This is a genomic window from Tardiphaga sp. 862_B3_N4_1 (genome assembly GCF_051811085.1).
Classification (GTDB): domain Bacteria; phylum Pseudomonadota; class Alphaproteobacteria; order Rhizobiales; family Xanthobacteraceae; genus Tardiphaga; species Tardiphaga robiniae.
This window is the reverse complement of record NZ_JBPWQB010000001.1, coordinates 351,258-376,296: the sequence shown is the minus strand read 5'-3', so window position 1 is coordinate 376,296 and position 25,039 is coordinate 351,258. Positions and strand designations below refer to the sequence as shown.

Below are 25,039 nucleotides of genomic sequence, written 5' to 3'. Positions count from 1 at the left end.
ACGATTGGCGACTGATTCTCGATCCGGGAATTGAAACGGCGATCATTGTGATCGCAGCCGTCGGGATTACTTTGGCAATCCGCCTCTTCCGGCTGCGACGCGCGGCCCGGGCCCGCGAGAACGAGCAGCACGCCACTGCCCAGCGCCTTTCGGCTGCACTTGACCAGATCGATATCGGTGTCGTGCTTCTCAATGCCGACACCCGCGCCGAATTCATCAACCGCGCCTTCCGCGACTACTTCACGCTCCCCGACGAGAAGGCTGACAGCAAGCCGCCGCTGATCGCGCTGATGTATCACGCGCGCGATATCCACGCTTACGCCCTCCCCGACGACGAGGTCGACAGCTTCATCGCCAGGCGCGTCGAGATGATCCGCGCCGGCACTTCCACGCCGACGACGTTGCGCCTCGCCAATGGCCGGGTGCTGCGGATGAGTTGCGCCGTGCTGCCCGATGGCGGACGGATGCTGAGCTACACTCCGGTGACCGACCTCATCCGTCACACTGACGACCTCTCCGAGCGCGACTATTATCTGGCGCTGCGCGAGGGCGACGTGTTCAGCTCCCACCGGCTGGATGCGGCCGAATAGGGCACAACGCCGCCTGTGGATATCCCGGGTTGTCATGGCGATGTCACTCGCCCCGGCTAGGCTCCCTATGCAGCCGGTTGCTTCCCCCCGTCGCCAATCGGGTGCTTCCCCAGCGGTCTCCGTCAGTTGCCGCGCTGACCGGGACCGCTTCTTTTTGCCGTGGTTTCTCTTAATTCAAGCAACTGACTTTGCCTGCGGAAGTCGGCCCCGGTATAATAAACCCATGATCCGTTTCGCCGCCGTCCTGATCTCCTTGACCATGCTGACGCTGCTGCTGGCGCCGTTTCAGCTGATCGCACTGGCCTTCGGCCTGCGCTGGCAGCAGAGTATTCCGCATCTGTTTCACCGCGTCCTTTGCGCATTAATCGGGGTGCGCATTCACGAAGTCGGCAAGCGGACGACGGACACGCCGGTACTGATCCTCTCCAATCACGTCTCATGGCTCGACATCATCATCATCGGCGCCAGGGCGCCCGTGGTGTTCGTCGCCAAGAGCGAAGTTGCCAAATGGCCGGTGTTCGGCTGGCTTGCCAAATTGCAGCGCACGATTTTTGTCGAGCGCGAACGCCGGCAGAAGACCGGCGCGACGGCGCAGGAAATTGGCGACCGCATGCTGTCCGGCGACGCGGTGGTCCTGTTCGCGGAGGGCACCTCCAGCGACGGCATGCGCGTTCTGCCGTTTCGCTCGGCACTGGTCGGCTCGGTGCATCACGCGCTCGGCGATTCCACGCATCACAAAGAGATCACGGTGCAGCCGATGTCGATCGCCTATGTCGGCTTCGGTGGATTGCCGGTCGGCCGCGCCTTTCGCGAAAACGTGGCGTGGTATGGCGACATCGATCTGATCCCGCATTTCATCGGCATCCTGTCGTCGGGCGCCATCGACGTCGTCGTAAGCTGGGGCGAAGCCGTCGCCTATGACATGTCCGCTGATCGCAAGACCATCACGCGTAACGCGGAAAACGCTGTACGGCGCATGACATCCGCAGCCCTGCGCGCCGGCCCGCCGCGGAAGACCCCGACCGCCGCGCCCGCACCCGAAGTTCAAACGCCCGAGTCCGCTTCCGCCATCGCCTGAGCGCCCGCGCGACTGCCATGATGCAGCGCGTCTTGCTGCGCGATGAGGCGCGCGCCATAACCTTGGTCCGCGCTTCCCTCACAAGGCACACTCATCATGGAAATCCGCAATCTCGGCCGCTCCGGCCTTCGCGTCTCCGCCGTCGGTCTCGGCTGCAACAATTTCGGCCAGCGCACCGATCTGGAGACCGCGCGCAAGGTCATCCACAAGGCGATCGATCTCGGCATCACGCTGTTCGACACCGCCGACATCTATGCCGGCATGGGTGGCTCCGAGACGGTGCTGGGCGAAGTGCTGGGCGATCGCCGCAAGGACATCGTGCTGGCGACGAAATACTGCAAGCCAATGAGCAATGATGGCAGCAAGCAGGGCGCCTCGCGCCGCTACATCATGAGCGCCGTCGAAGCCAGCCTGAAGCGGCTGAAGACCGACTATATCGATCTGTATCAGCAGCACGATTACGATGCGCTGACGCCCATCGAGGAGACGCTGCGCACGCTCGACGACCTCGTCCGCCAGGGCAAGGTGCGCTATATCGGCAATTCCAACTTCCCGGCTTGGCGCATCGCCGAAGCCGAGATGGCCGCGCGCCAGATGGGCGTCGCGCCCTTCGTGTCGTGCCAGGACGAATACAGTCTCGTCGTCCGCGACATCGAGAAGGACCTGCTGCCGGCCGCGCAGCATTTCAATCTCGGCCTGCTGCCGTTCTTCCCGCTCGCCGGCGGCATGCTGACCGGTAAATATGCCGGCCTGAAGAACGTCCCCGCCGATACGCGCTTCGGCAAGACCCCCTATATGCAAGAGCGCTATCTGAACCCGCGCAACATCGCCTTGGTCGATCAACTGCAGGCCTTCGTCGGCGCGCGCGGTCATTCGATGCTTGAGCTCGCCTTCTCGTGGCTCGCCGCCCGCCCGCAAGTCTCCAGCGTCATCGCCGGCGCATCATCGCCCGAGCAGATCGAGCAAAATGTGAAGGCGGCGCAGTGGAAGCTGACGACGGAGGAGATGACGGAGATCGATACGATTACGTTGGGGTAGTTAAACGCGCAGATTCTTCCCCTCTCCCCCAGCGCGGCAACGCCGCGCGCCGCGGGAGAGGGTGGATCGACCGCGACAGCGGTCGAGACGGGAGAGGGCCCTGTCGTGCTTGCGGCCAGACCCTCTCCCGCCTTCGCTTCGCTCAGGCACCCTCTCCCACTGCGCGCAGCTTCGCTGCGCTGGGGGAGAGGGGAAAGTAAGAGCTCCCTCTAGCCGTCGGTTAAGCCACCAATCCTTTCGCCGGCTTCACCAGCGCACTGTCAGGAAACACCTGCTCGGCCAGTGCACGCTCGCTGATGCCGAGATGATCGTGCAGCACGCCCTTGAAGATCGCGCGCAGATCCGTGGTTGGCGCGAGATCGCGGGCTTCATAGAGCTTGCCATTCGCAAGGCCGGGCCAGTCCGCAATCACCCGGCCGCCCTTGACCGCACCACCCGCAAGCAACGCAATCGTGCCGGTGCCGTGGTCGGTGCCGGCGGTGCCGTTGATCTTGGCGGTGCGGCCGAACTCCGTGGCCACGACCACCACCGTGTCGCGCCAATGTGGCCCAAGCCCGTTCTCGAATTCCGCCAGCGCGCCATCGAGACCGCCGAGCAATTGCGCGAGGCGGCCGACCGGCCCGCCCTCCTGCGCATGGGTGTCCCATCCATCGAAGGCGAGTGCCGCGATGCGTGGTCCGTCATCCGCGGCCATGAGTTTCGCTGCGCCACGTGCGACCTGGCGCATCGCCGCTACGGCATTTCCGCCGCCCTTCGGTTTCATCTCATCGCCAACGGCGATCTTGTCGAGCTTCAGGCCCTGCGACAGGGCCGTCGCCAAAGCGGGATCGCGGTCCTGATAGAGTTGCATCAGCCGCATCGCTGTATCATCGGCCGCATTGGGCAGATTGACCGGCGCCCATCCGACGGTCGGCGCGGCGCCGCGCAGCACCAGCGGCGTGGTCGGTCCGATCGCAAGACCGGACGAGACGCGTTCGCCACGCGGCAACGATTCAATGGCGCGATTGAGCCAGCCCGACTGCACGCGGCCGGGGCCGGCATAGCCGCTCTCCAGCACGTCCTGGCCGTCGAAATGCGAACGTTCGCGATAGGACGTCGCCACCGCATGGACCACGGCGGCTTTCTTGTCGCCATACATCCGCGCAAATTCCGGCATCGCTGGATGCATGCCGAAGAACGAGTCCAGCGCGATGGCTGCGTTCGGACCATCCTTCGCCAGCGCGATCGAGCCGTGCAGACCGGCATAATCGGGATCGCCGAGCGGCGCGACGGTGGCCAGACCATCGAGCGCGCCGCGCAGGATCACCACGATCAGGCGCGGATCGCGCGCGTCGGCGGCCCTAGCGAATTTCGGCAGATAGGCCCAGGCGGCAAAGGCCGCGCCTGATAACAGAAGCGAGCGGCGTGTGGGGCCGAGCATGCGGCTTTCACAGCAGTCCATCGTCATCTCCTCTGAAATTCCGGCGACATCAGCAGCAGCGTCAGTGCCTGCTGCCGCGTCTCCGCGCGCGCGATCGTCTGTCGTGTTTCGGATGAGGCCGCCTCGCCGGCGACCACGTCGAGCATCTCGCGCGGATCGATACTGTCGGGAATGCGCGACGAAACCTGTGCGGCGAGATCGAGCCGCAGCTTCATGCCTTCGGGCACGGCCCAGGCGGCATTGCCGTCCGGAAAGCCGTTCGGCCCCGGCGGAGTCCAGAGCGGCTGGCCAAGCGTCTGCAGTCCCGCAAAGTAACGGCCGGGATCTTCCGGGATGCGCGCCAGCAGGCGGCCGGTGGAGATCAGATATTCATAGGGCGTGCGCAGTTTGGCCATCGGCATCTGCCAGGCTTCACTGGAATCGAGCAGCGCCAGCGCCAGCGCCTTCAGATCGCCGTCGGTCTTTTTGAACACCCCTTCCAGCCGCGCCAGCAGTGCCGGCGGCGGCGCATCAGCCACGAAATGCTGCGCGAATTTCCTGACGATGAATGTCGCCGTCGATGGCTGCCGCGCAAGATCGGCGAGCGCTGTTTCGCCTTGCGCGACGCCGCTGTCGTCATAGGTCTTGCCCAGCAATTGCTGCGGCCCCGGTTCATGCGCATTGGCGTTGAAGGCAAAACTGCCGGGCGTGCCGATCTTTCCTTCGCGGCCGGCAAAGGTCCAGCCGGTGATGATGCGCGCCAGCGACGTCACATCGGCCTGCGTGTAACCACCGCCGACGCCGAGCGTATGCAGCTCCATGATCTCGCGCGCGAGATTTTCATTGAGGCCGCGCTTGCCCCTCTCACCGGCTTTCGAATTCGGGCCGATCGATTGCTGGTTGTCGAGAAAGAACAGCATCGCCGGATGCTGTTCGACGGCTTTCAGCATGTCGGCAAATTTGCCCAGCACATAGGGGCGGATCGCCTCGCGTTCGAAGGAGCCAGCCCACATCCGCGCCGGGTCGCCCTTGCTGGCCGAGATGCAGAAATGGTTCGACCAGAACACGACGAGGCGTTCGACAAAGCCACCCTCGGTAATGGTCGCGCGCTGGATCCGCGCCAGCGCTTCTGCACGATAGGTCTTCTGCACCACATTCGGCGGCAGCGCGACGGCCGGCGGCGGCTTCGGTGCGTCAGGCTGCACTGTCATGGTGGTGTTGCCGGTCATCGCGGGAGCTTCCGGCTTCCTGTCCATCGCAGCCGGCGGCGCTTCAACCGGCACCAGCCCCGGCGTCTTCAGCGCCGCCTCGCGCGCCGTCTTCACCTCGAGCTGATAGGCAAACATCGCCTGCCCCAGCTCCGTCGTCGATTGCAGGCCGGGCAATTCCAGCAGCGCCGCATTGGGGCGCGCCAGTTCGGCCTTCACGAAACCGCGGGGATCGGAGGCCGCATTGACGATATCGCCGGAGGCGCCGCCGCGCGCGCCGAAGCCGAAGCGATTCAGCGCGATCAGCGCGCCTTGCGGGTCGCGGGCCATCGGGTTTCCCTCACTCTGCCTTCGTCCTATGATGCATCAGGCCGTCACAGGCGCCACGCCCGATATACGGGTGGAACAGATGAACCCGGCATGAAAATCGCGCTGAAATTTGGGCTGCTTTCATGAATTATCGGACAGAAACACTACAGCCGCTCAGCCGCCGCCTCACCTGTTCGGACTGCGGGACTGAATTCGGCTGCGACCTGTCGGGCAATTGCTGGTGCGCCGAAGAGACCGCAAAACTGCCGATGCCGACCACAGGCGGCGATTGCCTGTGCCGCGACTGCCTGCGCGCCAAGGCGGCGGCGGCGCACGCCACGACCTGACGGACGTGCCTGATCCGCGTCGCGCGCGATTGCGCATCGGCTCCCGCAGCTTGCCTACACCATGCCCGCGCTGCGCCGGTCACGATCGGGTTGCGCGTAGTAGCTGCGTTTGGCCTGCAGCATTTCCATATCGGCGCGCTTGACCACGGCTTCGAGCCGCTCGCCGGTCCGGCTGGTGGCAATCCCGGTGGAGAGGCTCAGCGTCAGATCAGGATAGTACTGATTGTTGACCTCGATCAGTCGCGCCAGCGAGGCAAGCACAGCTTCGCCGCCGGCAGCATCGACTCCGGGCAGCAAGATGGCGAATTCGTCGCCGCCGATGCGCGACACCGTCGCCGGCTTTTCGACCAGTTCGCCAAACACCTCGCCGGCACGGCGCAGCAACCCGTCACCTGCGGCATGGCCAAGATCGTCATTGGCAGCTTTCAGCGCGTTGAGATCGGCAACGATCACGGTGACCGGTTGCGATCCCTTGCGTTCGAGCCGGTTGAGTTCGTCCACGAAGAACGAGCGGTTCGTGGTGCGCGTCAATACGTCGTGGGTGCCGAGATATTCCAGATAGGCTTCCGCCTTCTTGCGCGCGGTGATGTCGGTCAGCGCGACCTGCACCTGTGACCAGTCGCGCTCATGCCCGGGCAATACCGAGAACTGCAGCAGCAGATGCAGCTTGGTGCCGTCGAGCGCGTAGTTGACGACCTCGCGCTGCTGGAACAGCTTGCCCTCCCACAGGTCGATCAACTGTTCGCGGAAATGCGGCTCCATCTCGTCGCGAAACACATCCGACAACTGACGGAGCAACGTGTCCTTGTCGGGCGCGCCGAACAGTTCGAGCGTGCGGCTGTTGACGTCGAGCACACGGATCTCGCTCATACAGCGCAAAACGAATTCCTCGTGCACATCCGTGAACACGCGAAAATCCTCAATGCCCCGCGCGCGAACGTCGTCGACCAGGCGCTTGACGCCGCTGAAATCCTCGACCCACAGCGACACCGGCGAATGCGCGAACAGGCCGAACGCATAATTCTCGCTCTCCGCGAGGCGACGACGCGCGCCTTCACGTTCGGTCACATCCTCGATGGCGATCATCACGCGATCCCAGCGCTCTTCATGCCCGGGCAGAACAATGCCGTGCAGCTGGATGTCGAGCCGCTCACCCTTCAGCGTGTAGTTGACCGTATGGCTGGAAAAATGATTCCGGCCGCTCCAGAGCTGGGCCAGTTCCGACACATGACTCTTGAACGTATCGTCGCGCATCACCAGGCCGAGACTGAGCGTCAGGTGAGACAGGTCGCGCGCGCCGAACAGTGACAGCGTCTTGCGATTGACCTTGAGAATGCGGATGTGCTGCGAGCACTCACGGACCCGTTCGGGATTGGCGAGCAGGAATGTCTCGATGTCGTCGACGCCCTGCGCCTGCCACTGTTCGAACAGCCCCTTCACATCGCTGTAGTCCTCGATCCAGAGCGAGACCGGGGCAAGATCAAACATCACGGCATCGTCGGCGAGATTGGTAGGCGGAACGGACATAGAGACCTTGGCGCGTGAGACAGCGTGAATCGTTGAGGTATTCCCTTATAGCGAGAGTTACAGGGAATATCCTCGGATTTTCACGAAGGCACCAAGCACCATCGAGAACAACGCTGGTATGCGGACATGAATACCAGCGATTGCTCAATTCATCGCCCGTAGAGAGTGGAACTCAGACCGGATAGCCCGCCGAGTTCCGCGCCATGCCGTTAAAAGCATCAAGCATTTTTTCGCGCCATGCATAGATCGCGTCGTCTTCCGCCAGCAGCTTGAACGGCGAGATCGCACGCGCCCACTGGAACGGACCGAATACGATGTAGTCGGCATAGTTTGGCGCGGCGCCGCCAAGGAACGGCTGCGTCTTCAGGGTGAGGCGCATCGGATCAAGCGACTTGCGGAAGGCATCTACGCCCGTGTCGCGATTGGATGCGACCTCTTCCAGCGACTTCTTGAACCGCGCTTCGCGGCTCTCGCGGAAATAGACCTGATCGACCGGACGCAGATGACCATGAATATCCGCGACGATGAATGGAAACATGCCGGCAACCACGACCGTGTCGCCCCACCAGTTCAGCATCCGCCCCATGGCGCGGCCGCCCTCGCCGCCGAACAGTGACGGGCGATCCGGATAGGTGTCTTCGAGATAATTGGCGATCGCCCAGGAGTCGTTGACCGCGCGCTCACCATCGAGCAGCACCGGCACCTTGTCGGATTTGTGCTTGTTGATCGCGTCCTTCTCGGTGAAGCGCCACGGGATCGACGTGGCGTCGAGGCCCTTATGTGCCAGCGCCATCCGGATGCGCCAGCAGAACGGGCTGAAGGGACGATCTTCTTCGGTGCCGACCAGTTCGAACAGTTGCAGCGCCATAATTGCTTCTCGTAATTTTGAGCTAACTCTTCACCACAGCCGAGGTCTGGCCGAACAGCAGCTTGCGCTCTTCGTCGGTGCGGATCGGCGGCTGGCCGAAATTCGGATTGACCTCTTTGGCGATCTCGTAAGCCCGCTTGACCGCCGGCCGCTCGGCGATGGTTTCGAGCCAGCGCTTGAGATGCGGGAAGTCGTTGATGTCCTGGCCCTGGTTCTTGTAGGGCACGATCCAGGGATAGCTCGCCATATCGGCAATCGAATAGTCGCCGGCGATGAACTTGCGATCCGCGAGGCGCTTGTTGAGCACGCCATAGAGCCGGTTGGTCTCGTTCACATAGCGATCGATGGCGTAAGTGATCTTTTCCTGCGCGTAGTTGCGGAAGTGATGGTTCTGTCCGGCCATCGGGCCGAGGCCGCCCATCTGCCAGAACACCCACTGGATCGCATCATAGCGCACAGCGAGATCATCGGACAGGAACTTCCCGGTCTTCTCGGCGAGATACAGCAGCATCGCGCCTGACTCGAACACCGAGATCGGCTTGCTGCCACTCTTGGGCGCATGATCGAGCAGCGCCGGAATGCGATTGTTCGGCGCGATGGCCAGAAACTCGTCCTTGAACTGGTCACCCTTGCTGATATTCACCGGAATGATCTTGTAGGGGAGCCCCGTCTCCTCAAGAAAGATCGTGATCTTGTGGCCGTTCGGCGTGCTCCAGTAATAGAGATCGATCATCAGGTGTTCCTGCGCGCGTTGGATGGCATGCATCCGAACTGAATGCGGTTGCATCGAGTTCGCCAGAACGACCAAGTGAAGTCAATGCCGGCGCAGCACCGGAATGCAGATCCGTCCTGCGAAAGACGAATGCCGCGCTCCCATGGAGGGCGGCATTCCATTGGCGATGTTGCGTGAAATCGCAGCGTGCGACTTACATGCCCATGATCGCGATATCCGTCACCTTGCCGGTGACGCCGGAGATCTTGGCGGCTTCGGTGGCCTTGCCGGTGGCGAGATCGACCGAATGGAGCGTGCCATCGGCCATCAGCCAGGCTTCGTTCTTGCTGCCGTCCGACCAGATGTCGAAGGCGACAGCTGCCGGCTTGATACCGAGCTTGCCGACCGCGCCGAGGATGCCGTCATTCGGCGGCGCCTGCTTGACCAGCGCACCGATGGTGCCGTCGATGTTGAACAGCGCGGTCTCCTTGGTGCCCTTCACCGAATTGGTGTAGGCGCCGGCGATGACATTCGGTTTTTCGCCCTTGTGCATGTCGGTCTCGGCATATTTGTGATCGCCGTCCTTCGTCACCTTGCCGTCGTCGACATTGGCGCGCAGGCTCATGCCGTCCGAACCCATCACGCGCAGACGATCAGCCACGGGGTTGAAGTCCACGGTGGCGGTGACGCCCTTGGCCAGCATGGTGTCGAGCTTCGACTTCGCCGTCGCCTTGCCGTCCGCGGCAATGGTGACCACGGTGCCGTCATCGACCAACCCATAGAGCATGCCGTCGGCAGGACGGACGTCGATGCCGACCAGCGCGCCGGAAATACCAGTGACCTTGACGGATCCGGCGGCCATCTTCTTGGTGGTATCGACCATGGCGATGGTGTCGCCACCGACCAGGGCTGCAACCTGGGCAGCATTGGCGGCGGCCGCGGGGATCAGCAGCAATGCTGCAGAGGCGGCGAAAAGCGAACGAAATGACATAAGTGGCTCCCTGTGTTTCCGCGATCCCCTCGGGACCGACACAAGGACTACCGGCGGGCCCTCCCGACTGGATGCACGCCCCTGAAAATAAATTCATTTGGGTGCATCCAATTGCGCGCGGCAAAGGTAGACTGACCATGCAAGGGCATGGACATGACTGGGAATGGCACCATCACCGAGACCCGGCGCGACGAGGCGGGCCTCGACCACGCGCGCGAGGCACAGCTGTCGGCCGCGCTGGCGCGATGCGCCGCCGGCGACCGGGCGGCTCTGCAGATGATCTACAACAGCGAAGCCCCGAAGATGATCGGGGTCGCCCGCCGCATCCTGTTCCGGCAGGATCTGGCGGAGGAAGCCGTGCACGATGCCTTCGTGCGGATCTGGGGCGCGGCCGCGTCGTTCGATCCGCATCGCGGCTCGGCCCGCGGCTGGCTCTATGCCGTCGTACGCAACCGCGCGCTCAGCATTCACCGCAACGAGCATCGCTATGATGTGTCCGACGACAGCGCGCTCGATATCGACTGCGGGGCGACCGTGACGCGGATGCCCGAGACATCGGCGCTGCGCAAATGCCTGGAGCGCATCGACCGGCCGCGCCGCGATGTCGTGGTGCTGGCCTATGTCCACGGCATGAGCCACGGCGAACTGGCCGGCCGGCTGAAGGTGCCCTTGGGCACCGTGAAGAGCTGGGTCCGCCGCAGCCTGTTCGCACTGCAGGAGTGCATGGGATGAGCATGCACGACGACAATACGCATCCCACCGACGATCTCGCCGCCGACTATGTGATGGGCCTGCTCGAAGGCACGGAGCTCGCCGCTGCCGAAGCGCGCATGACCGACGATGCCGATTTCGCCAGGGCCGTCAGCGCCTGGCGCGAGCGATTGGCCGATCTCGACGCCACGGCCGAAGCGCTCGCCCCCAGCGCCGCACTGTGGGACCGCATCGCCGACTCCACCAAGGTGAAACCGGCGATCCCGCTGCCCGGCGCCCGCGCCGCGCTGCGCGGCGCAACGCTATGGGACAATATCGGCTTCTGGCGCGGCACCGGGATCGGCGGGGTGTTCGCAGCCTTGATGCTGGTGGTGATCCTGATCGGCGCGCTCGCCACGTCGCGCCAGCTCCGCCGCGAACTGATCGCGCTGGCGCAGCGCAAGCCGATCTATGTCGCCGTGCTGGTCAACGACGCCACCAGGGAAACCGGCGCCATCGTCAACACCTTCTCCGACGGCCGCGTCGAACTGATCCCGCTGCGCCCGATCGACGTGCCCGCCGGCCGCACGCTGCAGGTCTGGACCCTGTGGGACCGCGACATCGGCCCGAAGTCCATCGGCCTCACCGGACAGTCGCGGACATTGCAGCTCGATCTGGAAGCATTGCCGGATACGGTCGCAGATCAGTTGTTCGAGATCACGCTGGAGCCAGAAGGCGGCTCGCCGATCGGAAGACCGACGGGCCCGATCCTGTTCAAGGGCAATGCGGCAAGGGCTTTGTGAGCTCTCGCAGTCATCCTTCGAACCTATAGCCGCGCATTGAACGTATCAGTCGCTGCGTTCGACAAAGGGCGTGACACGGCGGCGGACATGGTGTTCCTGCAGCCTATTCCTTGTGACCTGATCGATCCATCTTGCGGCGTCGAATGGCGCGTTGCGGAGAGAGTGCATGCGATATTCGACCGACGATCTGCGCGCGGCTGTCACAGCCGGCGTGCTTCCTTCCACGCTGCTCGACGCCCTGCTGGCTTTCCTCACGGCGCGTGTGCCGGAGCAGCAGGCGGCCGGGCCCAGCTTCGATGTCGTGCATTTGCTCTGGTATGCAGGCGCGCTGGTGGTGATATCAGCGATGGGGCTGTTCTCGACGCTGGCGTTTTCGCAAATGGGCGGACCGGCCCTGACCGCCACTGCACTTGTCTATGCCGGCCTGTTCACCGCTGCCGGGCACTATCTCTGGACCGTCAAGAAACTACGCACACCGGGTGGTCTGCTGATTGCGGTGGCCGTGGCAATGACACCGCTAGCCGTGTTCGGCATACAGGATGCCTACGGTGCCTGGACCGAATTCGGCAAGCCGGCGGCGATGCGCGATTTCTATGTCTGGATCAAAGGCAGCTTCGTCTTCATGGAGCTTGCGACCATCGCCGCGGCGATCGTGGCACTGCAATTCTATCGCTTTCCCTTCATCGTCTTCATCATGGCGGTCACGCTATGGTTTCTGTCGATGGATGTCGTGCCATGGATCGCGGGCGCGAGCTACGGCAACTGGGAGCTATCGCGCAAGGTGTCCATCTGGTTCGGCCTTGGCATTCTGGTTGCTGCGGTGATCGTCAACCTGCGCCAGCGCAGCGGCGATTTCGCATTCTGGCTCTATCTGTTCGGCGTGCTGACATTCTGGGGCGGCATCACCGCCACCTCGAACGGCACCAATCTCGACAAGGCGCTATACTGCCTGCTGAACGTCGGTTTCCTGCTGATCTCGGTCGCGCTGTCGCGACGAGTCTTTGCGGTGTTCGGCACCATCGGCATTGCGATCTATCTCGGCGACCTCGCCGAGAAGATTTTTAAGGATTCGATGCTGTTTCCGTTCGCGCTGTCCCTGATCGGCATCGGAATCATTGCGCTGGGGCTGTATGTCCATCGCCACCAGCGCGACATCGGCGCCTGGGTCGATGCGCGCCTGCCCGAATCGCTCAAGCGCCTGCGGGCGTAACCGGTCGCCGGATAGGTTTGATGAGGCTGGCCCTGCAGGTCTGGCCCCTGTGAGACCGCGATCGGGCCCCCACTGGACGACCTCGCCGGAGAACGACATCGTCAAACGTCATCAAGTTGAAATAGCCTCCCGATCAACCATCGGGCGGGAACGCGCTTTTGCCATCATGCCTGGTTCTATTCCGCGCGCGCTTTCTTCGGTTCCACGATCTCGAATCCCGGTGAGAATTCGTCCAGCAGACCGAACAATTCGCGCAGCTTGAGCGGATTGCCGCTGAGTGATGTTTCCCCGGCGGCCACACTGTCCGCAAAGGTGCGCTGCTTCAGCGTGATGGCGTCGAGCGCTGCGCGGGTCAGCGTCACGCTGGCGTCGGCGCTGTCTGAAAGTTTGCCCGACATATGCGTCAGCGCTGAATTCTCCAGGTTCATCACGTAGGTTTCATTGAGATCGGTGAAGGTCCAGTTGATGACGATCTTCTTGCCTTCCGCCTTCGTCGCGTTGAGCCGCACCCCGAGAAAATCGAAGGCCAGATCGATGGATACGCCCTTGAGCAGCTCGGCGTTCGCCAGCGACGATCTCTGCGGCCCGACGCCGCTGCGCAGTTCCAGTGCACCGAGCAGATAAGCATTCCGCCACGTCGCCGCCTCGCTCTGATAGCCCAACTGTTCGAGTGCATCGGCACCGAGATCGCGCGCCTCCTTGTTCGACGGATCGGCGAACACGACCCGACTCATCACGCTGGCGACCCAGCGATATTGCCCTGCCTTGAAATCCTCGCGCGCGCGTTTGATCGTGGCGTCCGCACCGCCCATGTATTCGACCTGCTTCTTCGCCTCCTCCGCGCGCGGCAACGGATTGAGGTCCGCGGGATTGGCGTCATACCAGCCAAGATAGAATTGATAGACCGCCTTGGCATTGTGGCTCAGGGTGCCGTAATAGCCGCGCGACGCCCAATCGTTCGCCAGCGACGGCGGCAGTTTCAATTGCTCCGCAATCTCGGTAGATGTGAGGCCGTGGTTGAGCAACCGCACGGCCTGGTCGTGGATGAATTTGTAGAGATCGCGCTGTTTCTTGAGAAAATTGACGATGCGCTCGTTGCCCCACATCGGCCAGTGATGCTGTGCGATCACGATATCCGTCCTGTCGCCGTAGCGCGCGATCGCCTCGCCGATGTAGCGCGACCACAACCGGCCATCGCGAATTTCCGCGCCGCGGATGGTGTAGAGATTATGCATGTTGTGGGTGGCATCTTCCGCCATGTTCAGCAATTTGAACTGCGGAAAATACAAGATCATCTCGCTTGGGGCTTCCGAGCCCGGCACCAGATGAAATTCGATCTCGACGCCATCGACGATGCGCGTCTCATAGGACTGCTTGATGAGGTCGTTTGGGGGGATCAGCGAGATCGTCCCCCGCGCCAATGCCTTGCCCAACCCCGTATCGACCTGGGCGCGCTCACCGACCGGCAGTGTGCTGCCGAACTGGTATTGCGCGCGGCGCGACATCGCATTGCCGGCAATGACGTTCTCCGCCACCGCATGCTCCATGAAGCCGTCGGGCGCGATCACCTTGACGTTGCCCTGCCTGGCGTCGTTCTCGCTGATGACGCCCTTGGCTCCGCCGAAGTGATCGGCATGGCTGTGGGTGTAGATCACGGCGGCGACGGGCTTCGCAGGCCGATTCTTCAGATAAAGTTCGAGCGCGGCTTTTGCGGTCTCGTTCGACAGCAGCGGATCGATCAGGATCAGGCCGCTGTCGCCCTCGATGATGGTCATGTTGGAAATATCGAGCCCGCGCACTTGATAAACGCGCTCGGTGACCTTGAAGAGGCCGTTGATCGCGTTGAGCTGCGCCTGTCGCCACAGGCTGGGATTGACGGTCGCCGGCACGGCGTCGTTTTGCAGGAACGCATAGGGCTTGGTGTCCCATGCCGGCCTGCCGTCCGGACCTGCGATCACGCCATCCGGCAGCGTAGCGATGAAGCCGCGTTTGGCATCGTCGAAATCGGCGCGGTCGGAAAACGGCAGCGTCTTCAGCACCGATTCGTTCAGCCCCTTCGTGGCCGGCTCGGCATCCCTGGACTGGGCGAGGCACGGCGCTGTTGCAAATCCTATTGCAGTGCACAGTAATATTGTCGGCATCACACGCATGGCAATCCCTCGCAGACCTCGGCCGCATCGCCGGATTTGAGTGTTGAACCCGGAATCCGAATGACGCATCCTGATGGAAACATAGAGTACGCCAAGGGAGATGATCATGACCACACGCCGCACGGTTCTGCTATCCCTCGCGATTCCTCTTGCCGCGCTGGTGCCGGCGCAGGCCGCCTCTTTCCTGGCGCAGCTCGATCCCGACAAGGATGGCACCGTCGACCTCGCCGAGGCCAAGGCGGCCGCCGGCAAACTGTTCGACAAGCTCGACCGCGACAAGGACGGCACGCTGGACGCCCGGGAGCTGCGTGGACGGCTGAGCAAGGGTGAATTCGCGGCCGCCAATCCGGACAATGACGGCACGCTCGACAGAGCGGAATATCTCGCCGTGGTGGAAACCCGGTTCCGCGCGGCAAACCCCGATAATGACGGCACCATCGACGCCAGGGAATTCGCCACGCCGGCGGGCAAGAAGCTGTTGAAGCTGCTCAAGTAGGGCCCTTTTATCGCCACCGGACTCGCCCCATATTCCGCCCATGGCGAAGAAACCCGACTCTCCGAAAAAGCCCGCAAAATCAATCAAGACCCCCGCCGCCAAGCCTGGCGCCGGCCGTCCCGACGTCAAGCCGATCGGACCCGCGCTGGCGGAACTGCTGAATCCCGCGATCAATCGCGGCGATGCCGGCATGGGCTCGGGCACCGGACTGCAGCCGCCGCCGAGTAATTCCTTCGAGCGCCGCTCCGGCGGCGAGGCCGCGGTGCATCGCGCGCGCAAGTCGACGCCGAAGAAATTCGAGGGCGATGAAGGCATGCGCCCGACCCCGCTGCAGCCGTTTCCCCAGCCCGTCGTTGCGCCCTATGCGCCGCGGCTGAGCGAGCAGAAGGGCCTCGAGGAAGCGCCGCAGGCCAATTACAACACCTCCGCTTCGATCCCGACGCTGGATCCGGAACTGGCCAAGCAGCTCGGCTTCACCACCGAGGAAGAAGACGCCGAGGCGCTGACGGCACGGCCGCCGCGCAACAAGATGGAAGCTCTCGGCGTGCAGGCCACCGCCGACGCGCTGGAAGCGCTGGTGCGCGATGGCCGTCCGGAGTTCAAGGACCAGAAAGTGTGGACGCCGCATCGTCCGCCGCGCCCGGAGAAGTCCGAAGGCGGCGTGCGCTTCGAGCTGAAATCGGAATATGAGCCGAAGGGCGACCAGCCCACCGCGATCAAGGAACTGGTGGAGGGTATCGACCGCAACGACCGCACCCAGGTTCTGCTCGGCGTCACCGGCTCCGGCAAGACCTACACCATGGCCAAGGTGATCGAGGCCACGCAGCGCCCGGCGATCATCCTTGCGCCGAACAAGACGCTGGCCGCGCAGCTCTATGGCGAGTTCAAGAACTTCTTCCCCGACAACGCGGTCGAATATTTCGTCAGCTATTACGACTACTACCAGCCGGAAGCCTACGTCCCGCGTACCGACACCTATATCGAGAAAGACTCGTCCATCAACGAGCAGATCGACCGCATGCGCCATTCGGCGACGCGCGCGCTGCTTGAGCGTGACGACGTCATCATCGTGGCCTCGGTGTCGTGCATCTACGGTATCGGCTCGGTGGAAACCTATACCGCGATGACCTTCGCGCTGAAGAAGGACGAGCGCATCGACCAGCGCCAGCTGATCGCCGACCTCGTCGCTTTGCAATACAAGCGCACCCAGCACGACTTCACCCGCGGCACCTTCCGGGTCCGCGGCGACGTCATCGACATCTTCCCGGCCCACTATGAAGACCGCGCCTGGCGCGTGAACCTGTTCGGCGACACCGTGGAGAGCATCGAGGAGTTCGATCCGCTCACCGGCCACAAGCAGGACGAGCTCGAATTCATCAAGATCTACGCCAATTCGCATTACGTGACGCCGCGGCCGACGCTGATCCAGGCCATGAAGTCGATCAAGGAAGAGCTGAAGTGGCGGCTCGACCAGTTGCACAATCAGGACCGCCTGCTCGAAGCCCAGCGCCTGGAGCAGCGCACCACCTTCGATCTCGAAATGATGGAAGCCACCGGTAGCTGCGCCGGCATCGAGAACTATTCGCGCTATCTCACCGGCCGCCGGCCGGGCGAGCCGCCGCCGACTTTGTTTGAATATGTCCCGGACAATGCGCTGGTCTTCGCCGACGAAAGCCACGTCTCGGTGCCGCAGATCGGCGCCATGTTCAAGGGCGACTTCCGCCGCAAGGCGACGCTGGCGGAATACGGCTTCCGCCTGCCCTCCTGCATGGACAACCGGCCGCTGCGCTTCGAGGAATGGGACATGATGCGCCCGCAATCGATCGCGGTGTCCGCCACGCCGTCCGGCTGGGAGCTGCAGGAATCCGGCGGCGTGTTCGTCGAGCAGGTCATTCGCCCGACCGGCCTGATCGATCCGCCGATCAATATCCGCCCGGCCCGCACCCAGGTCGACGATCTGCTCGGCGAGGTCCGCGCCACCGCGGCCCAGGGCTATCGTTCGCTGATCACCGTGCTCACCAAGCGCATGGCCGAAGACCTCACCGAGTTCCTGCATGAGCAGGGCATTCGCGTGCGCTACATGCACAGCGACATCGACACCATCGAGCGTATCGAGATCATCAGGGATCTCCGCCTCGGCGCCTTCGACGCGCTGGTCGGCATCAACCTGCTGCGCGAAGGCCTCGACATTCCCGAATGCGCGCTGGTCGCCGTGCTCGATGCCGACAAGGAAGGCTTCTTGCGCTCGGAGACCTCGCTGATCCAGACCATCGGCCGCGCCGCGCGCAACGTCGACGGCCGGGTCATTCTCTATGCCGACCAGATGACCGGCTCGATGACCCGCGCCATCGCCGAGACCGATCGCCGCCGCGAGAAGCAGGTCGAATACAACACGCTGCACGGCATCACGCCGGAGAGTGTGAAGAAGTCGATCGGCGACATCATGAACTCGGTCTATGAAGGCGACCGCGTGCTGGTGGATATCGGCGGCGGCATGGCCGAGGACGCCATCACCATCGGGCACAATTTCGAAGCAGTGCTGGCCGATCTGGAAGTGCGGATGCGCGAGGCCGCGGCCGACCTGAACTTCGAGGAAGCCGCCCGCCTGCGCGACGAAGTCAAGCGCCTGCGCGCCACCGAACTGGCTGTGGTCGACGACCCCACCGTCAAGCAGCGCGGCGTCGCCGCACGCGGCGGCGGTTACAAAGGCGAGAAGAAATACGGCGATGCCGCCAATCTCCCAGCGCGTCTCGACAAGGCCGCACAAGGCAAAGCGCGCGGCAAATACGGCAAGAGCGGAGCGTCGTCGAAAGTGCACAAGCCCGGGCTCGACGAGATGGGCATCGCGAACTGGCATGAAGTAAAGCCCGCCCGCGGCAAAGAAGTCGAGCGCCCGCGCAAGCCGACGCTGGACGAGATGGGTCCGGGCACCGAGAGCAAGATCTTCCAGCCGAAGAACAGCCGCGAGTCCGGTCCGGAGTTTGGCCCCGCGCCAAGATCAACCGGCGGCGCGCCGGGGCATCGGGGCGGATGGAAGAAGCGGCCCTGATCGCTGCTCTCTTAGCCACACGAACCACCCGCGATGTCCCCTCGCGGGAGAGGGGCAGGGAGAGGGGGAGCCGCGAGCGGAGGCCGATGTAACCGCGCTCCACACATCGCATTGAACGACGAGCATCTTGCGGCGACCAATCCCGCGCCTGACCGCGGCAGTCGAACCCGACCGCACAAAATATTCGAAGGGCTACTTATCCACGTTATCCCAGTTATCCACCATATCGGTGGGAATCGGGTGTAACGGCACGATTCCCTTGCGTGGAGTCCGCAAATCACCGACAGATTCTCTACCCCCTGATTGTTCTCCATGAATTTCAAATGGAGAGCTGTGACATGCCCGAACCTACTAAGTTTGAAGTTAAGTTCATTGGCCTGAGTATTTCCGCTGAAGGTGCGCTCGGTATCGTGGCCGCCGTTGTCGTGTTCTTCGGGGCCATCGCGTTCTACAAATACCTATGAGACCGCGAGAACAGACCGTCGCCTTAGTGAAAGAGCTGACCCACTTGCGGGGTCGGATAATCACCTCGTATGCCCAAGTGGAATTCCTGCTCGCCGACTTCTCGGTGAAGATTAACGTCGATTTTCCTTATCGGATAAAGGACCGCATCAAAGCGGCGAAGAAAATCGTTGAGCGGCCCGAGTACGCGTCCTACCGCGAAGAGATGATCAAGATTTGCGACAAACTGTTGGAGTATGACGAGGCAAGACACCTCATGGCACACGGCATGGTGAAATTGACCGCCGACCCTCAGGGCAATCACGATATCGAATTCAGGCTGTATCGGCAGACTCGCAAAGAGACATTCGAGCTTGTCGAGGTACATTCCAGCGTTGCTCGGATGAGGGCCGCCGCCGATGAGATCACGGCCTATGTAGGTAGCGCGGTTGACCTGTTCCGGCGCATTTACAAGGAAATGAAATTGGAATGACCACTTATTCTTTAGGAAGCGCGGCGTCCAAATTCTCATCGAACTTAGGCAAGAACCATGCGAGAATATCCGCACTCATCGTGAGTGTCGAAATCATCCGATAGTGATCGCTTGAAATTTCCCTCTCCTTCCGGAGCACCATCCGGCCATTTTTCTTGTCGAGGGTATAGGCGGTCTTATTCGAGCAGAAATTCGGGTGGGCAAATTCCGACAGCCAGCCGTACAAGTCTTCGAGGTATTTCTTTTTTTCCTTAAACAGTTCGACGTCCGCGTATTTGTCGGAATGCTCGACGCAGGTGATGATGTTGACCGGCGCATTGGCCTTATCGAAAAGGTCATGCTTGGCGCCCATTAGGCCATTGGCGATGTCCTGCTTGAACTGCTCAAAGATGATGTTGCCCTTCATCAACGAATCTATCCTACGGGTGAAATATCCGAGAACGGCGACGGCCTCGATGTGGCCGCGAACAACAAGAGCTAGACCGTACAGGTTCTTCTCTTCCAGCATCACGCTGGTGCCGGTCATAAGCTGCTCCGCGCGATGAATCAGGACCTGTTTCAAAAGCTCTGCGTTGAGCCTGGCCTGCTTTTTGTCGGTTAAATCCTCGGGATTGCCGTATTCGATAAACTCGACACGTTCGCCAAGCAGCTCGGCATGTCTCATCTCAAGATGAGTATGCAGCTTCTGGTCTTCTCCAGCGTCGAGTATTGCCTTCGCGCCGTCTGAAAAACATGCCATTCGAAGCTCCCCGTCGGCACTATTCCAGACAACCAAAAAGCGAAGCCCCTAAAGGAGCTTCAGGCACGCGCTCTTGCCGGCGATAGCGCCGCATTCTGCAGAAGTCGGTGGGAAGCTCGCGATCTGCATTGACATAATTCCTACAAGACTATATACCCCTCCCCGTCCTGCTCATGAGGGGCGCTTCTCGAGGGCGCTTTCGGAGTGGAGCAGGATACGGCGCCTGCGGACGTGCCTCGCAAGCACGGACTCGGGAGGTCCGGGGTCACCGTCCTGGCCCACTACGGGGCTGCGCCGGAAACGGCTGGACGGGTGCGGGTGAAGGCAGGCGAAAGCCTGTCCGGAACGGAGGGCTTTCATTAGCCCTGCCCAGTACCCGGAAGCACGGTCCCTGGAACAGAAATCGCCGTGATGGAGCGCCGCAAGGCGTTGCGCTGTGGATGGAACGGTGTCGCAACCGGACCGGACGCAGCGACTAACTATCAAGGTGCGCCTTGCGGCGCTCCATTCCCCTCAGTTTTCGAGGGGAGAACGACAGCTCACCTCGGGGCTTTCGCCCACGAGAACGATGTTGCGTGGCTGTTTGACATGTACATCCGAGCGAACGACGGCGGGCTTCTCCCGCGTCGTTACTTCCCCGCCGGCGGCGCGACATCGGCGACCTGCCCACTGCGCTTCAGAGCTTCGGCGACGAAGCCCGAGGCCTTCATCTCCTCGACGAAGGCGGCAAGATAGGCGACACCAGCCGTGCGCGGCTTGTCGGCGATGCGCGGCATGGCCATCGCCTGCTGGATCTCCTGGAAATGGCCGGACATCACGCGCATCTCCGGATGGTCCTTGGCATAGGCATCGAGCTGCTGGCGCACGCCGGCGGCGGCATCGAGCTTCTCGTCGAGAAACTTCCGGATCATCGCGCTGCCGCCGCCGGCATCGGCGCGCAGCACGGTGGCGTGTTTGATGGTGCGGGTGAGATAGAGGTCATAGGCCGAGCCGAGACCGACCGACATTTTGACGCCGTCCTTGTCGACGTCGTCGACACTCTTCAGCGGCGAATGCACGGGGACCATGTAGGTGCCCTCGATGATCACATAGGGCGCGGTGAAGATGATCTCCTGCGCGCGCACCGACTCGATGGCGATGAAGCCGACATCCCAGGCGCCGGCCTTGGCGCCCTCGAACACCTTGCCTGCCGCCTCATAGGGCACATAGTCCACGGCCACGCCGAGACGCTTGGCCAGTTCGGCAGCGAGATCCGCCGAGACGCCGCGCGGCGCGCCGTCGGGGCCCTTCTGGGCCAAGACGCTGTTGCCGTAATTGATCGCGGCGCGGAGCTTTCCGGTGGGGGCGAGATCGCGCAGCACCTCGGGCGACGGCGCCGCCTGGGCGAAAGCCGGAAGTGCAGCACTCATGAACAGCACCATCCATCGTAAAATACGCATCATAGGCCTCCCCGATTTCGGCGCGACCATGCCCGCAAACCCGCCGCGCGACAATCGGCGACCAGGGGCTTCGACGACAGCGTGATCAGCCGGCGCGACCACCCTCCGTTCGTCACGCGGACGGGATGGCTGATATGCCCGGCCGGGAATGCCTGTTATCGCACTGCGCGACCGTCTACACTGGTGCCCGTTGGCGCAGTGGGTGGCTTTAGGTGTTCGACGGTTTCTACAAATGCGACTACCGGGCGGGCGACGTGGTCGGCCGCAGCGTCATGTATTGCAAGGACGGCCGCATGCTGGGCGGCAACACCGCCTTCGCCCATATCGGCACCTATGAGGAAGCCGACGACGGCATCCATGCGGTGATCCACGGCCAGCGCCATCATGTCGGCTCGCAGTTTCGCACGCTCTATGGCGACGACGACGGCTCGATCCGCGTGCGTGGCATCCACGACGGCAAGAACTACAGGTTCACGGGCGGCGACGCGCAGGGCAAGGGGCCGGCCTTCGAGTCGGTGATGACACGGCTCGACGAAGAGGACTTCCCGGACACCGGCACGGTGGGAGATGGCGGCATCGCCAACGGGCTGTATTCGCTACACATGAAAACCCTCGACGGCGTCGAGGACGGGCTGACCGGCGTGATGCTGCTGTTCGACGGCCGCATTCTCGGCGGCGACGCGCGCTTCTATTATCTCGGCGCCTATGGTTCGGCCGGCAGCCGCTGGAAGGGCGAGATCGTCAATCAGGAACACACGCCCGCAGCCGGCGGGAGTTCGCTCTTCGCCGGCTATGAAGTGGGCATCGGCTTTTCCGGCAGCTGCAGCGAGAGCGGCGCGGCATTCGAAGCCACCGCCCTCGCCGGCAAGCGCAGCCTGCGCCTGAAGGCCGAGCTGTCGCTGCTGCACAAGGCCTGATGGTTACGCGCGCGCCAGCACCTTGCGTTCGACGGGATGAATGTCGATGGCGCGCAAACGGCCCATCCGCAGCACATCGATCTCGATCGTCCGATCGATACGGTCGCGATCAAGAATGCGGATCAGATCATCGACGCCATTCACCGGCACGTGATCGAGACTGATCACGACATCGCCAGGCAACAGACCAGCCTTGAACGCCGGACCGTCGGGATCGATCTGGTCGAGTAGCGCGCCCATGGTGTTCTCGATGCCGGCAAGCACCGCATGGCGGCGCGGGATCGGCGCGGTCTGGCCGGACACGCCGATGAAGGCGCGGCGGACATAGCCGTGACGAATGATCTCCGACAGCACGAATTGCGCGGTGTTGCTGGCGACCGCAAAGCAGATGCCCTGCGCGCCCTGGATGATCGCGGTGTTGATGCCGATCACCTCGCCGCGCGACGACACCAGGGCGCCGCCGGAATTGCCGGGATTGAGCGCGGCATCTGTCTGGATCACGTCCTCGATGTTGCGCCCGCTCACCGAGCGGATCGAGCGGCCGAGCGCCGAAACCACGCCGGCGGTGACGGTGGATTCGAAGCCGAGCGGATTGCCGATGGCCACGACAAGCTGGCCGCGCTTCAGGTTCTTTGAATTGCCGAGACCCGCATAGCGCAACTCGCGCGCGCCATCGGCCCGCAGCAAAGCGAGATCGGTATCGGGATCGGCGCCGAGCACGCGGGCATCGGTGACGACGCCTTCGGTGTCACGCAGGCGAATATGCTTCGAATTGCCGACGACATGGCTGTTGGTCAGGACGAGGCCGTCGGGTGAGATGACGATGCCAGAGCCCAGCCCGCCGCGTTCGCGGGCATTCGGCGTCTTGGCTCCGGTCTCGACCCGCACGACCGCGGGGCCGACGCGTTCGGTGACATCGATGACGGCGTTTGAATAGGCATCGAGCAGCGCAGCATCGTTCGGCACTGCGGCAACGGCGGGTGTCTCGGAATCGTCATCTAAGGGATGTGCGGTGATATCAAGCATGGCGATGCTTCCTTTGACATTTAAATGGCCCCGGCGCGCACCACTGCAAGTGCAGCATGCGCAGTGGACATGGCGGGGCTGCGCCGCGCTTTAACCTCAGGTCTGTTCAAAGCGTGACTTTACGCCGCAGCTCAGCGCACCTATGTTTTGCGCGCGGCTGTCGATGGTGATGAGCGCTTTCAAGGGACGAAACCACGATGGCCAAGCAACCCTGGTATCGCATTCTCTATATCCAGGTGCTGATCGCGATCGCGATCGGCGTCACCGTCGGCTACTTCTATCCGGATGCGGGCAAGGCCCTGAAGCCGCTCGGCGACGGCTTCATCGCGCTGATCAAGATGATGATCGCGCCGGCGATCTTCTGCACCGTGGTGCACGGCATCGCCTCCATCGGCGACATGAGCAAGGTCGGCCGCATCGGCGGCAAGACGCTGCTGTATTTCGAGACGGTCTCCACCCTGGCGCTACTGATCGGCCTGCTGGTCGGCCACTTCCTGCAGCCCGGCGCCGGCTTCAATATCGATCCCTCCACATTGGACGCAAAATCCGTCGCCAGCTATGTCAGCCGCGCCAAGGAGGAAAGCTTCGTCACCCATCTGATGGGAATCATTCCGACGTCCTATTTCGACTCGCTGGCCAAAGGCGATCTGCTGCAGGTGCTGCTGGTGGCGATCCTGTCCGGCTTCGCGATCTCGCATATGGGCAAGCCCGGCGAAAAGATCGCCGAAGGCGTTGATCTCGCCGGCAAGATGTTCTTCCGCATCATCGGCATGATCGTGCAGCTCGCGCCCATCGGCGCCTTTGGCGCGATGGCTTTCACCATTGGCTCGTTCGGCCTCGGCGCCCTCGTCAATCTCGGCTATCTCATCTTCACCTTCTATCTGGCGTCGCTGCTGTTCGTGCTGCTGGTGCTCGGCGGTATCGCGCGTGCCTTCGGCTTCTCGATCCTGCGTTTCATCGGCTATATCAAGGACGAGCTGCTGATCGTGCTCGGCACCTCGTCGTCCGAGACCGTGCTGCCGCGCATGATCACCAAGATGGAAGCGCTCGGCGCATCGAAGCCCGTGGTCGGCCTCGTGATCCCGACCGGCTACAGCTTCAATCTCGACGGCACCAATATCTACATGACGCTAGCCACGCTGTTTCTGGCGCAGGCCACCAACACGCATCTCACCTTCGGCCAGATGGCCGCGGTGCTCGGCGTGGCGATGCTGACATCGAAGGGTGCATCGGGCGTCACCGGTGCGGGCTTCGTGACGCTGGCCGCGACGCTGTCGATCATCCCCGATATTCCGATCACCGCGCTGGCGATCATCGTTGGCATCGACAAGTTCATGAGCGAATGCCGCGCGCTCACCAATCTGATCGGCAATGGCGTCGCCACCATCGTCATCAGCCGCTGGGAAGGCGAACTCGATCGCCATCAGCTCCACGAGGCGCTGCTGCATCCGATCGATTTCGGCGAAGAGATGGAGCGCCGGCCGCTGGGAGAACTGCCGGAGAAATCGGCCGCCTGATC

At 62.8% G+C, this 25,039-nt stretch carries 23 protein-coding genes; 13 read left to right on the top strand and 10 right to left on the bottom strand.

The annotated features are described in order from the left end of the window. The first annotated feature begins 47 nt into the window (after positions 1 to 47). From AB8B02_RS01825 to AB8B02_RS01815, 3 genes are all read left to right on the top strand, one after another. Positions 48 to 590, top strand: a complete 543-nt coding sequence (locus AB8B02_RS01825; RefSeq protein WP_439062960.1) for a PAS-domain containing protein — start codon at positions 48 to 50, stop codon at positions 588 to 590. A 223-nt stretch (positions 591 to 813) separates the two neighbouring features. Beyond that, positions 814 to 1,668, top strand: coding sequence for a lysophospholipid acyltransferase family protein (locus tag AB8B02_RS01820; RefSeq protein WP_439062959.1), 855 nt, complete (start codon positions 814 to 816; stop codon positions 1,666 to 1,668). A gap of 96 nt (positions 1,669 to 1,764) precedes the next feature. Further along, positions 1,765 to 2,706 carry an aldo/keto reductase gene (locus AB8B02_RS01815; RefSeq protein ID WP_439062958.1) on the top strand — a complete coding sequence of 314 codons (942 nt, stop codon included), beginning with the start codon at positions 1,765 to 1,767 and terminating at the stop codon, positions 2,704 to 2,706. 220 nt (positions 2,707 to 2,926) lie between these two features. Here AB8B02_RS01815 and AB8B02_RS01810 read toward each other — a convergent pair whose 3' ends face one another. Together AB8B02_RS01810 and AB8B02_RS01805 are read right to left on the bottom strand one after the other, a co-directional pair. After that, positions 2,927 to 4,153: a DUF1501 domain-containing protein gene (locus AB8B02_RS01810; RefSeq protein WP_439062957.1), complete on the bottom strand. Its 1,227-nt coding sequence runs from the start codon at positions 4,151 to 4,153 to the stop codon at positions 2,927 to 2,929. Then, entirely contained in the window at positions 4,150 to 5,643 is a 1,494-nt protein-coding gene (locus tag AB8B02_RS01805) for a DUF1800 domain-containing protein (protein WP_439062956.1), read from the bottom strand. The genes AB8B02_RS01810 and AB8B02_RS01805 overlap by 4 nt, the downstream gene beginning before the upstream one ends. A gap of 122 nt (positions 5,644 to 5,765) precedes the next feature. On the opposite strand from AB8B02_RS01805, the gene AB8B02_RS01800 reads away from it, so the two are divergent. After that, positions 5,766 to 5,969 (top strand): cysteine-rich CWC family protein, encoded by a 204-nt coding sequence (locus AB8B02_RS01800; RefSeq protein ID WP_439062955.1) that lies wholly within the window; start codon positions 5,766 to 5,768, stop codon positions 5,967 to 5,969. A gap of 54 nt (positions 5,970 to 6,023) precedes the next feature. Here the strand turns inward: AB8B02_RS01800 and AB8B02_RS01795 are convergent, their stop codons facing one another. The 4 genes from AB8B02_RS01795 to AB8B02_RS01780 form a co-directional block, all read right to left on the bottom strand. Then, positions 6,024 to 7,496, bottom strand: coding sequence for a diguanylate cyclase domain-containing protein (locus AB8B02_RS01795; RefSeq protein ID WP_439062954.1), 1,473 nt, complete (start codon positions 7,494 to 7,496; stop codon positions 6,024 to 6,026). Between the two features lie 172 nt (positions 7,497 to 7,668). Next, on the bottom strand, positions 7,669 to 8,364 hold the full coding sequence (locus AB8B02_RS01790) for a glutathione S-transferase family protein (protein ID WP_439062953.1): 696 nt from the start codon (positions 8,362 to 8,364) through the stop codon (positions 7,669 to 7,671). Between the two features lie 22 nt (positions 8,365 to 8,386). Next, entirely contained in the window at positions 8,387 to 9,097 is a 711-nt protein-coding gene (locus AB8B02_RS01785) for a glutathione binding-like protein (RefSeq protein WP_439062952.1), read from the bottom strand. Between the two features lie 193 nt (positions 9,098 to 9,290). Beyond that, positions 9,291 to 10,067, bottom strand: a complete 777-nt coding sequence (locus tag AB8B02_RS01780) for a DUF4394 domain-containing protein (protein ID WP_439062951.1) — start codon at positions 10,065 to 10,067, stop codon at positions 9,291 to 9,293. Positions 10,068 to 10,220: 153 nt separating this feature from the next. Between AB8B02_RS01780 and AB8B02_RS01775 the strand changes: the two genes are divergently transcribed. The 3 genes from AB8B02_RS01775 (at position 10,221) to AB8B02_RS01765 (ending at position 12,770) form a co-directional block, all read left to right on the top strand. After that, positions 10,221 to 10,799 carry a sigma-70 family RNA polymerase sigma factor gene (locus AB8B02_RS01775; protein WP_439062950.1) on the top strand — a complete coding sequence of 193 codons (579 nt, stop codon included), beginning with the start codon at positions 10,221 to 10,223 and terminating at the stop codon, positions 10,797 to 10,799. Next, the gene (locus AB8B02_RS01770; protein WP_439062949.1) at positions 10,796 to 11,560 is read left to right on the top strand and encodes an anti-sigma factor; all 765 of its coding nucleotides are present in this window, start codon (positions 10,796 to 10,798) and stop codon (positions 11,558 to 11,560) included. Before AB8B02_RS01775 ends, AB8B02_RS01770 begins: the two co-directional genes overlap by 4 nt. 166 nt (positions 11,561 to 11,726) lie before the next feature. Beyond that, on the top strand, positions 11,727 to 12,770 hold the full coding sequence (locus AB8B02_RS01765) for a hypothetical protein (protein ID WP_439062948.1): 1,044 nt from the start codon (positions 11,727 to 11,729) through the stop codon (positions 12,768 to 12,770). Positions 12,771 to 12,946: 176 nt separating this feature from the next. Here AB8B02_RS01765 and AB8B02_RS01760 read toward each other — a convergent pair whose 3' ends face one another. Then, the gene (locus AB8B02_RS01760) at positions 12,947 to 14,911 is read right to left on the bottom strand and encodes an alkyl/aryl-sulfatase (protein WP_439062947.1); all 1,965 of its coding nucleotides are present in this window, start codon (positions 14,909 to 14,911) and stop codon (positions 12,947 to 12,949) included. Between the two features lie 115 nt (positions 14,912 to 15,026). Here AB8B02_RS01760 and AB8B02_RS01755 point away from each other — a divergent pair, with 115 nt between their 5' ends. The 4 genes from AB8B02_RS01755 to AB8B02_RS01740 all read left to right on the top strand — a co-directional run bounded on the left by AB8B02_RS01755 (position 15,027) and on the right by AB8B02_RS01740 (position 19,399). After that, positions 15,027 to 15,416, top strand: coding sequence for an EF-hand domain-containing protein (locus AB8B02_RS01755; protein ID WP_439062946.1), 390 nt, complete (start codon positions 15,027 to 15,029; stop codon positions 15,414 to 15,416). A 40-nt stretch (positions 15,417 to 15,456) separates the two neighbouring features. After that, positions 15,457 to 18,465, top strand: a complete 3,009-nt coding sequence (gene uvrB / locus AB8B02_RS01750) for an excinuclease ABC subunit UvrB (RefSeq protein ID WP_439062945.1) — start codon at positions 15,457 to 15,459, stop codon at positions 18,463 to 18,465. Between the two features lie 338 nt (positions 18,466 to 18,803). Continuing rightward, positions 18,804 to 18,929, top strand: coding sequence for a hypothetical protein (locus AB8B02_RS01745; protein WP_283805439.1), 126 nt, complete (start codon positions 18,804 to 18,806; stop codon positions 18,927 to 18,929). 26 nt (positions 18,930 to 18,955) lie between these two features. Then, positions 18,956 to 19,399 (top strand): hypothetical protein, encoded by a 444-nt coding sequence (locus AB8B02_RS01740; RefSeq protein ID WP_439062944.1) that lies wholly within the window; start codon positions 18,956 to 18,958, stop codon positions 19,397 to 19,399. 4 nt (positions 19,400 to 19,403) lie between these two features. Here the strand turns inward: AB8B02_RS01740 and AB8B02_RS01735 are convergent, their stop codons facing one another. Both AB8B02_RS01735 and AB8B02_RS01730 read right to left on the bottom strand, forming a co-directional pair. Continuing rightward, complete coding sequence (locus AB8B02_RS01735; RefSeq protein ID WP_439062943.1) at positions 19,404 to 20,138, bottom strand: hypothetical protein; 735 nt, start codon at positions 20,136 to 20,138, stop codon at positions 19,404 to 19,406. 629 nt (positions 20,139 to 20,767) lie between these two features. After that, positions 20,768 to 21,577 (bottom strand): transporter substrate-binding domain-containing protein, encoded by an 810-nt coding sequence (locus AB8B02_RS01730; protein ID WP_439062942.1) that lies wholly within the window; start codon positions 21,575 to 21,577, stop codon positions 20,768 to 20,770. A 212-nt stretch (positions 21,578 to 21,789) separates the two neighbouring features. On the opposite strand from AB8B02_RS01730, the gene AB8B02_RS01725 reads away from it, so the two are divergent. After that, positions 21,790 to 22,494 (top strand): GrlR family regulatory protein, encoded by a 705-nt coding sequence (locus AB8B02_RS01725; protein WP_309947265.1) that lies wholly within the window; start codon positions 21,790 to 21,792, stop codon positions 22,492 to 22,494. 3 nt (positions 22,495 to 22,497) lie between these two features. Here AB8B02_RS01725 and AB8B02_RS01720 read toward each other — a convergent pair whose 3' ends face one another. Beyond that, positions 22,498 to 23,520, bottom strand: a complete 1,023-nt coding sequence (locus tag AB8B02_RS01720) for a trypsin-like peptidase domain-containing protein (RefSeq protein ID WP_439062941.1) — start codon at positions 23,518 to 23,520, stop codon at positions 22,498 to 22,500. Positions 23,521 to 23,717: 197 nt separating this feature from the next. On the opposite strand from AB8B02_RS01720, the gene AB8B02_RS01715 reads away from it, so the two are divergent. Further along, entirely contained in the window at positions 23,718 to 25,037 is a 1,320-nt protein-coding gene (locus tag AB8B02_RS01715) for a dicarboxylate/amino acid:cation symporter (RefSeq protein WP_089261771.1), read from the top strand. The last annotated feature ends 2 nt before the right edge of the window (positions 25,038 to 25,039 follow it).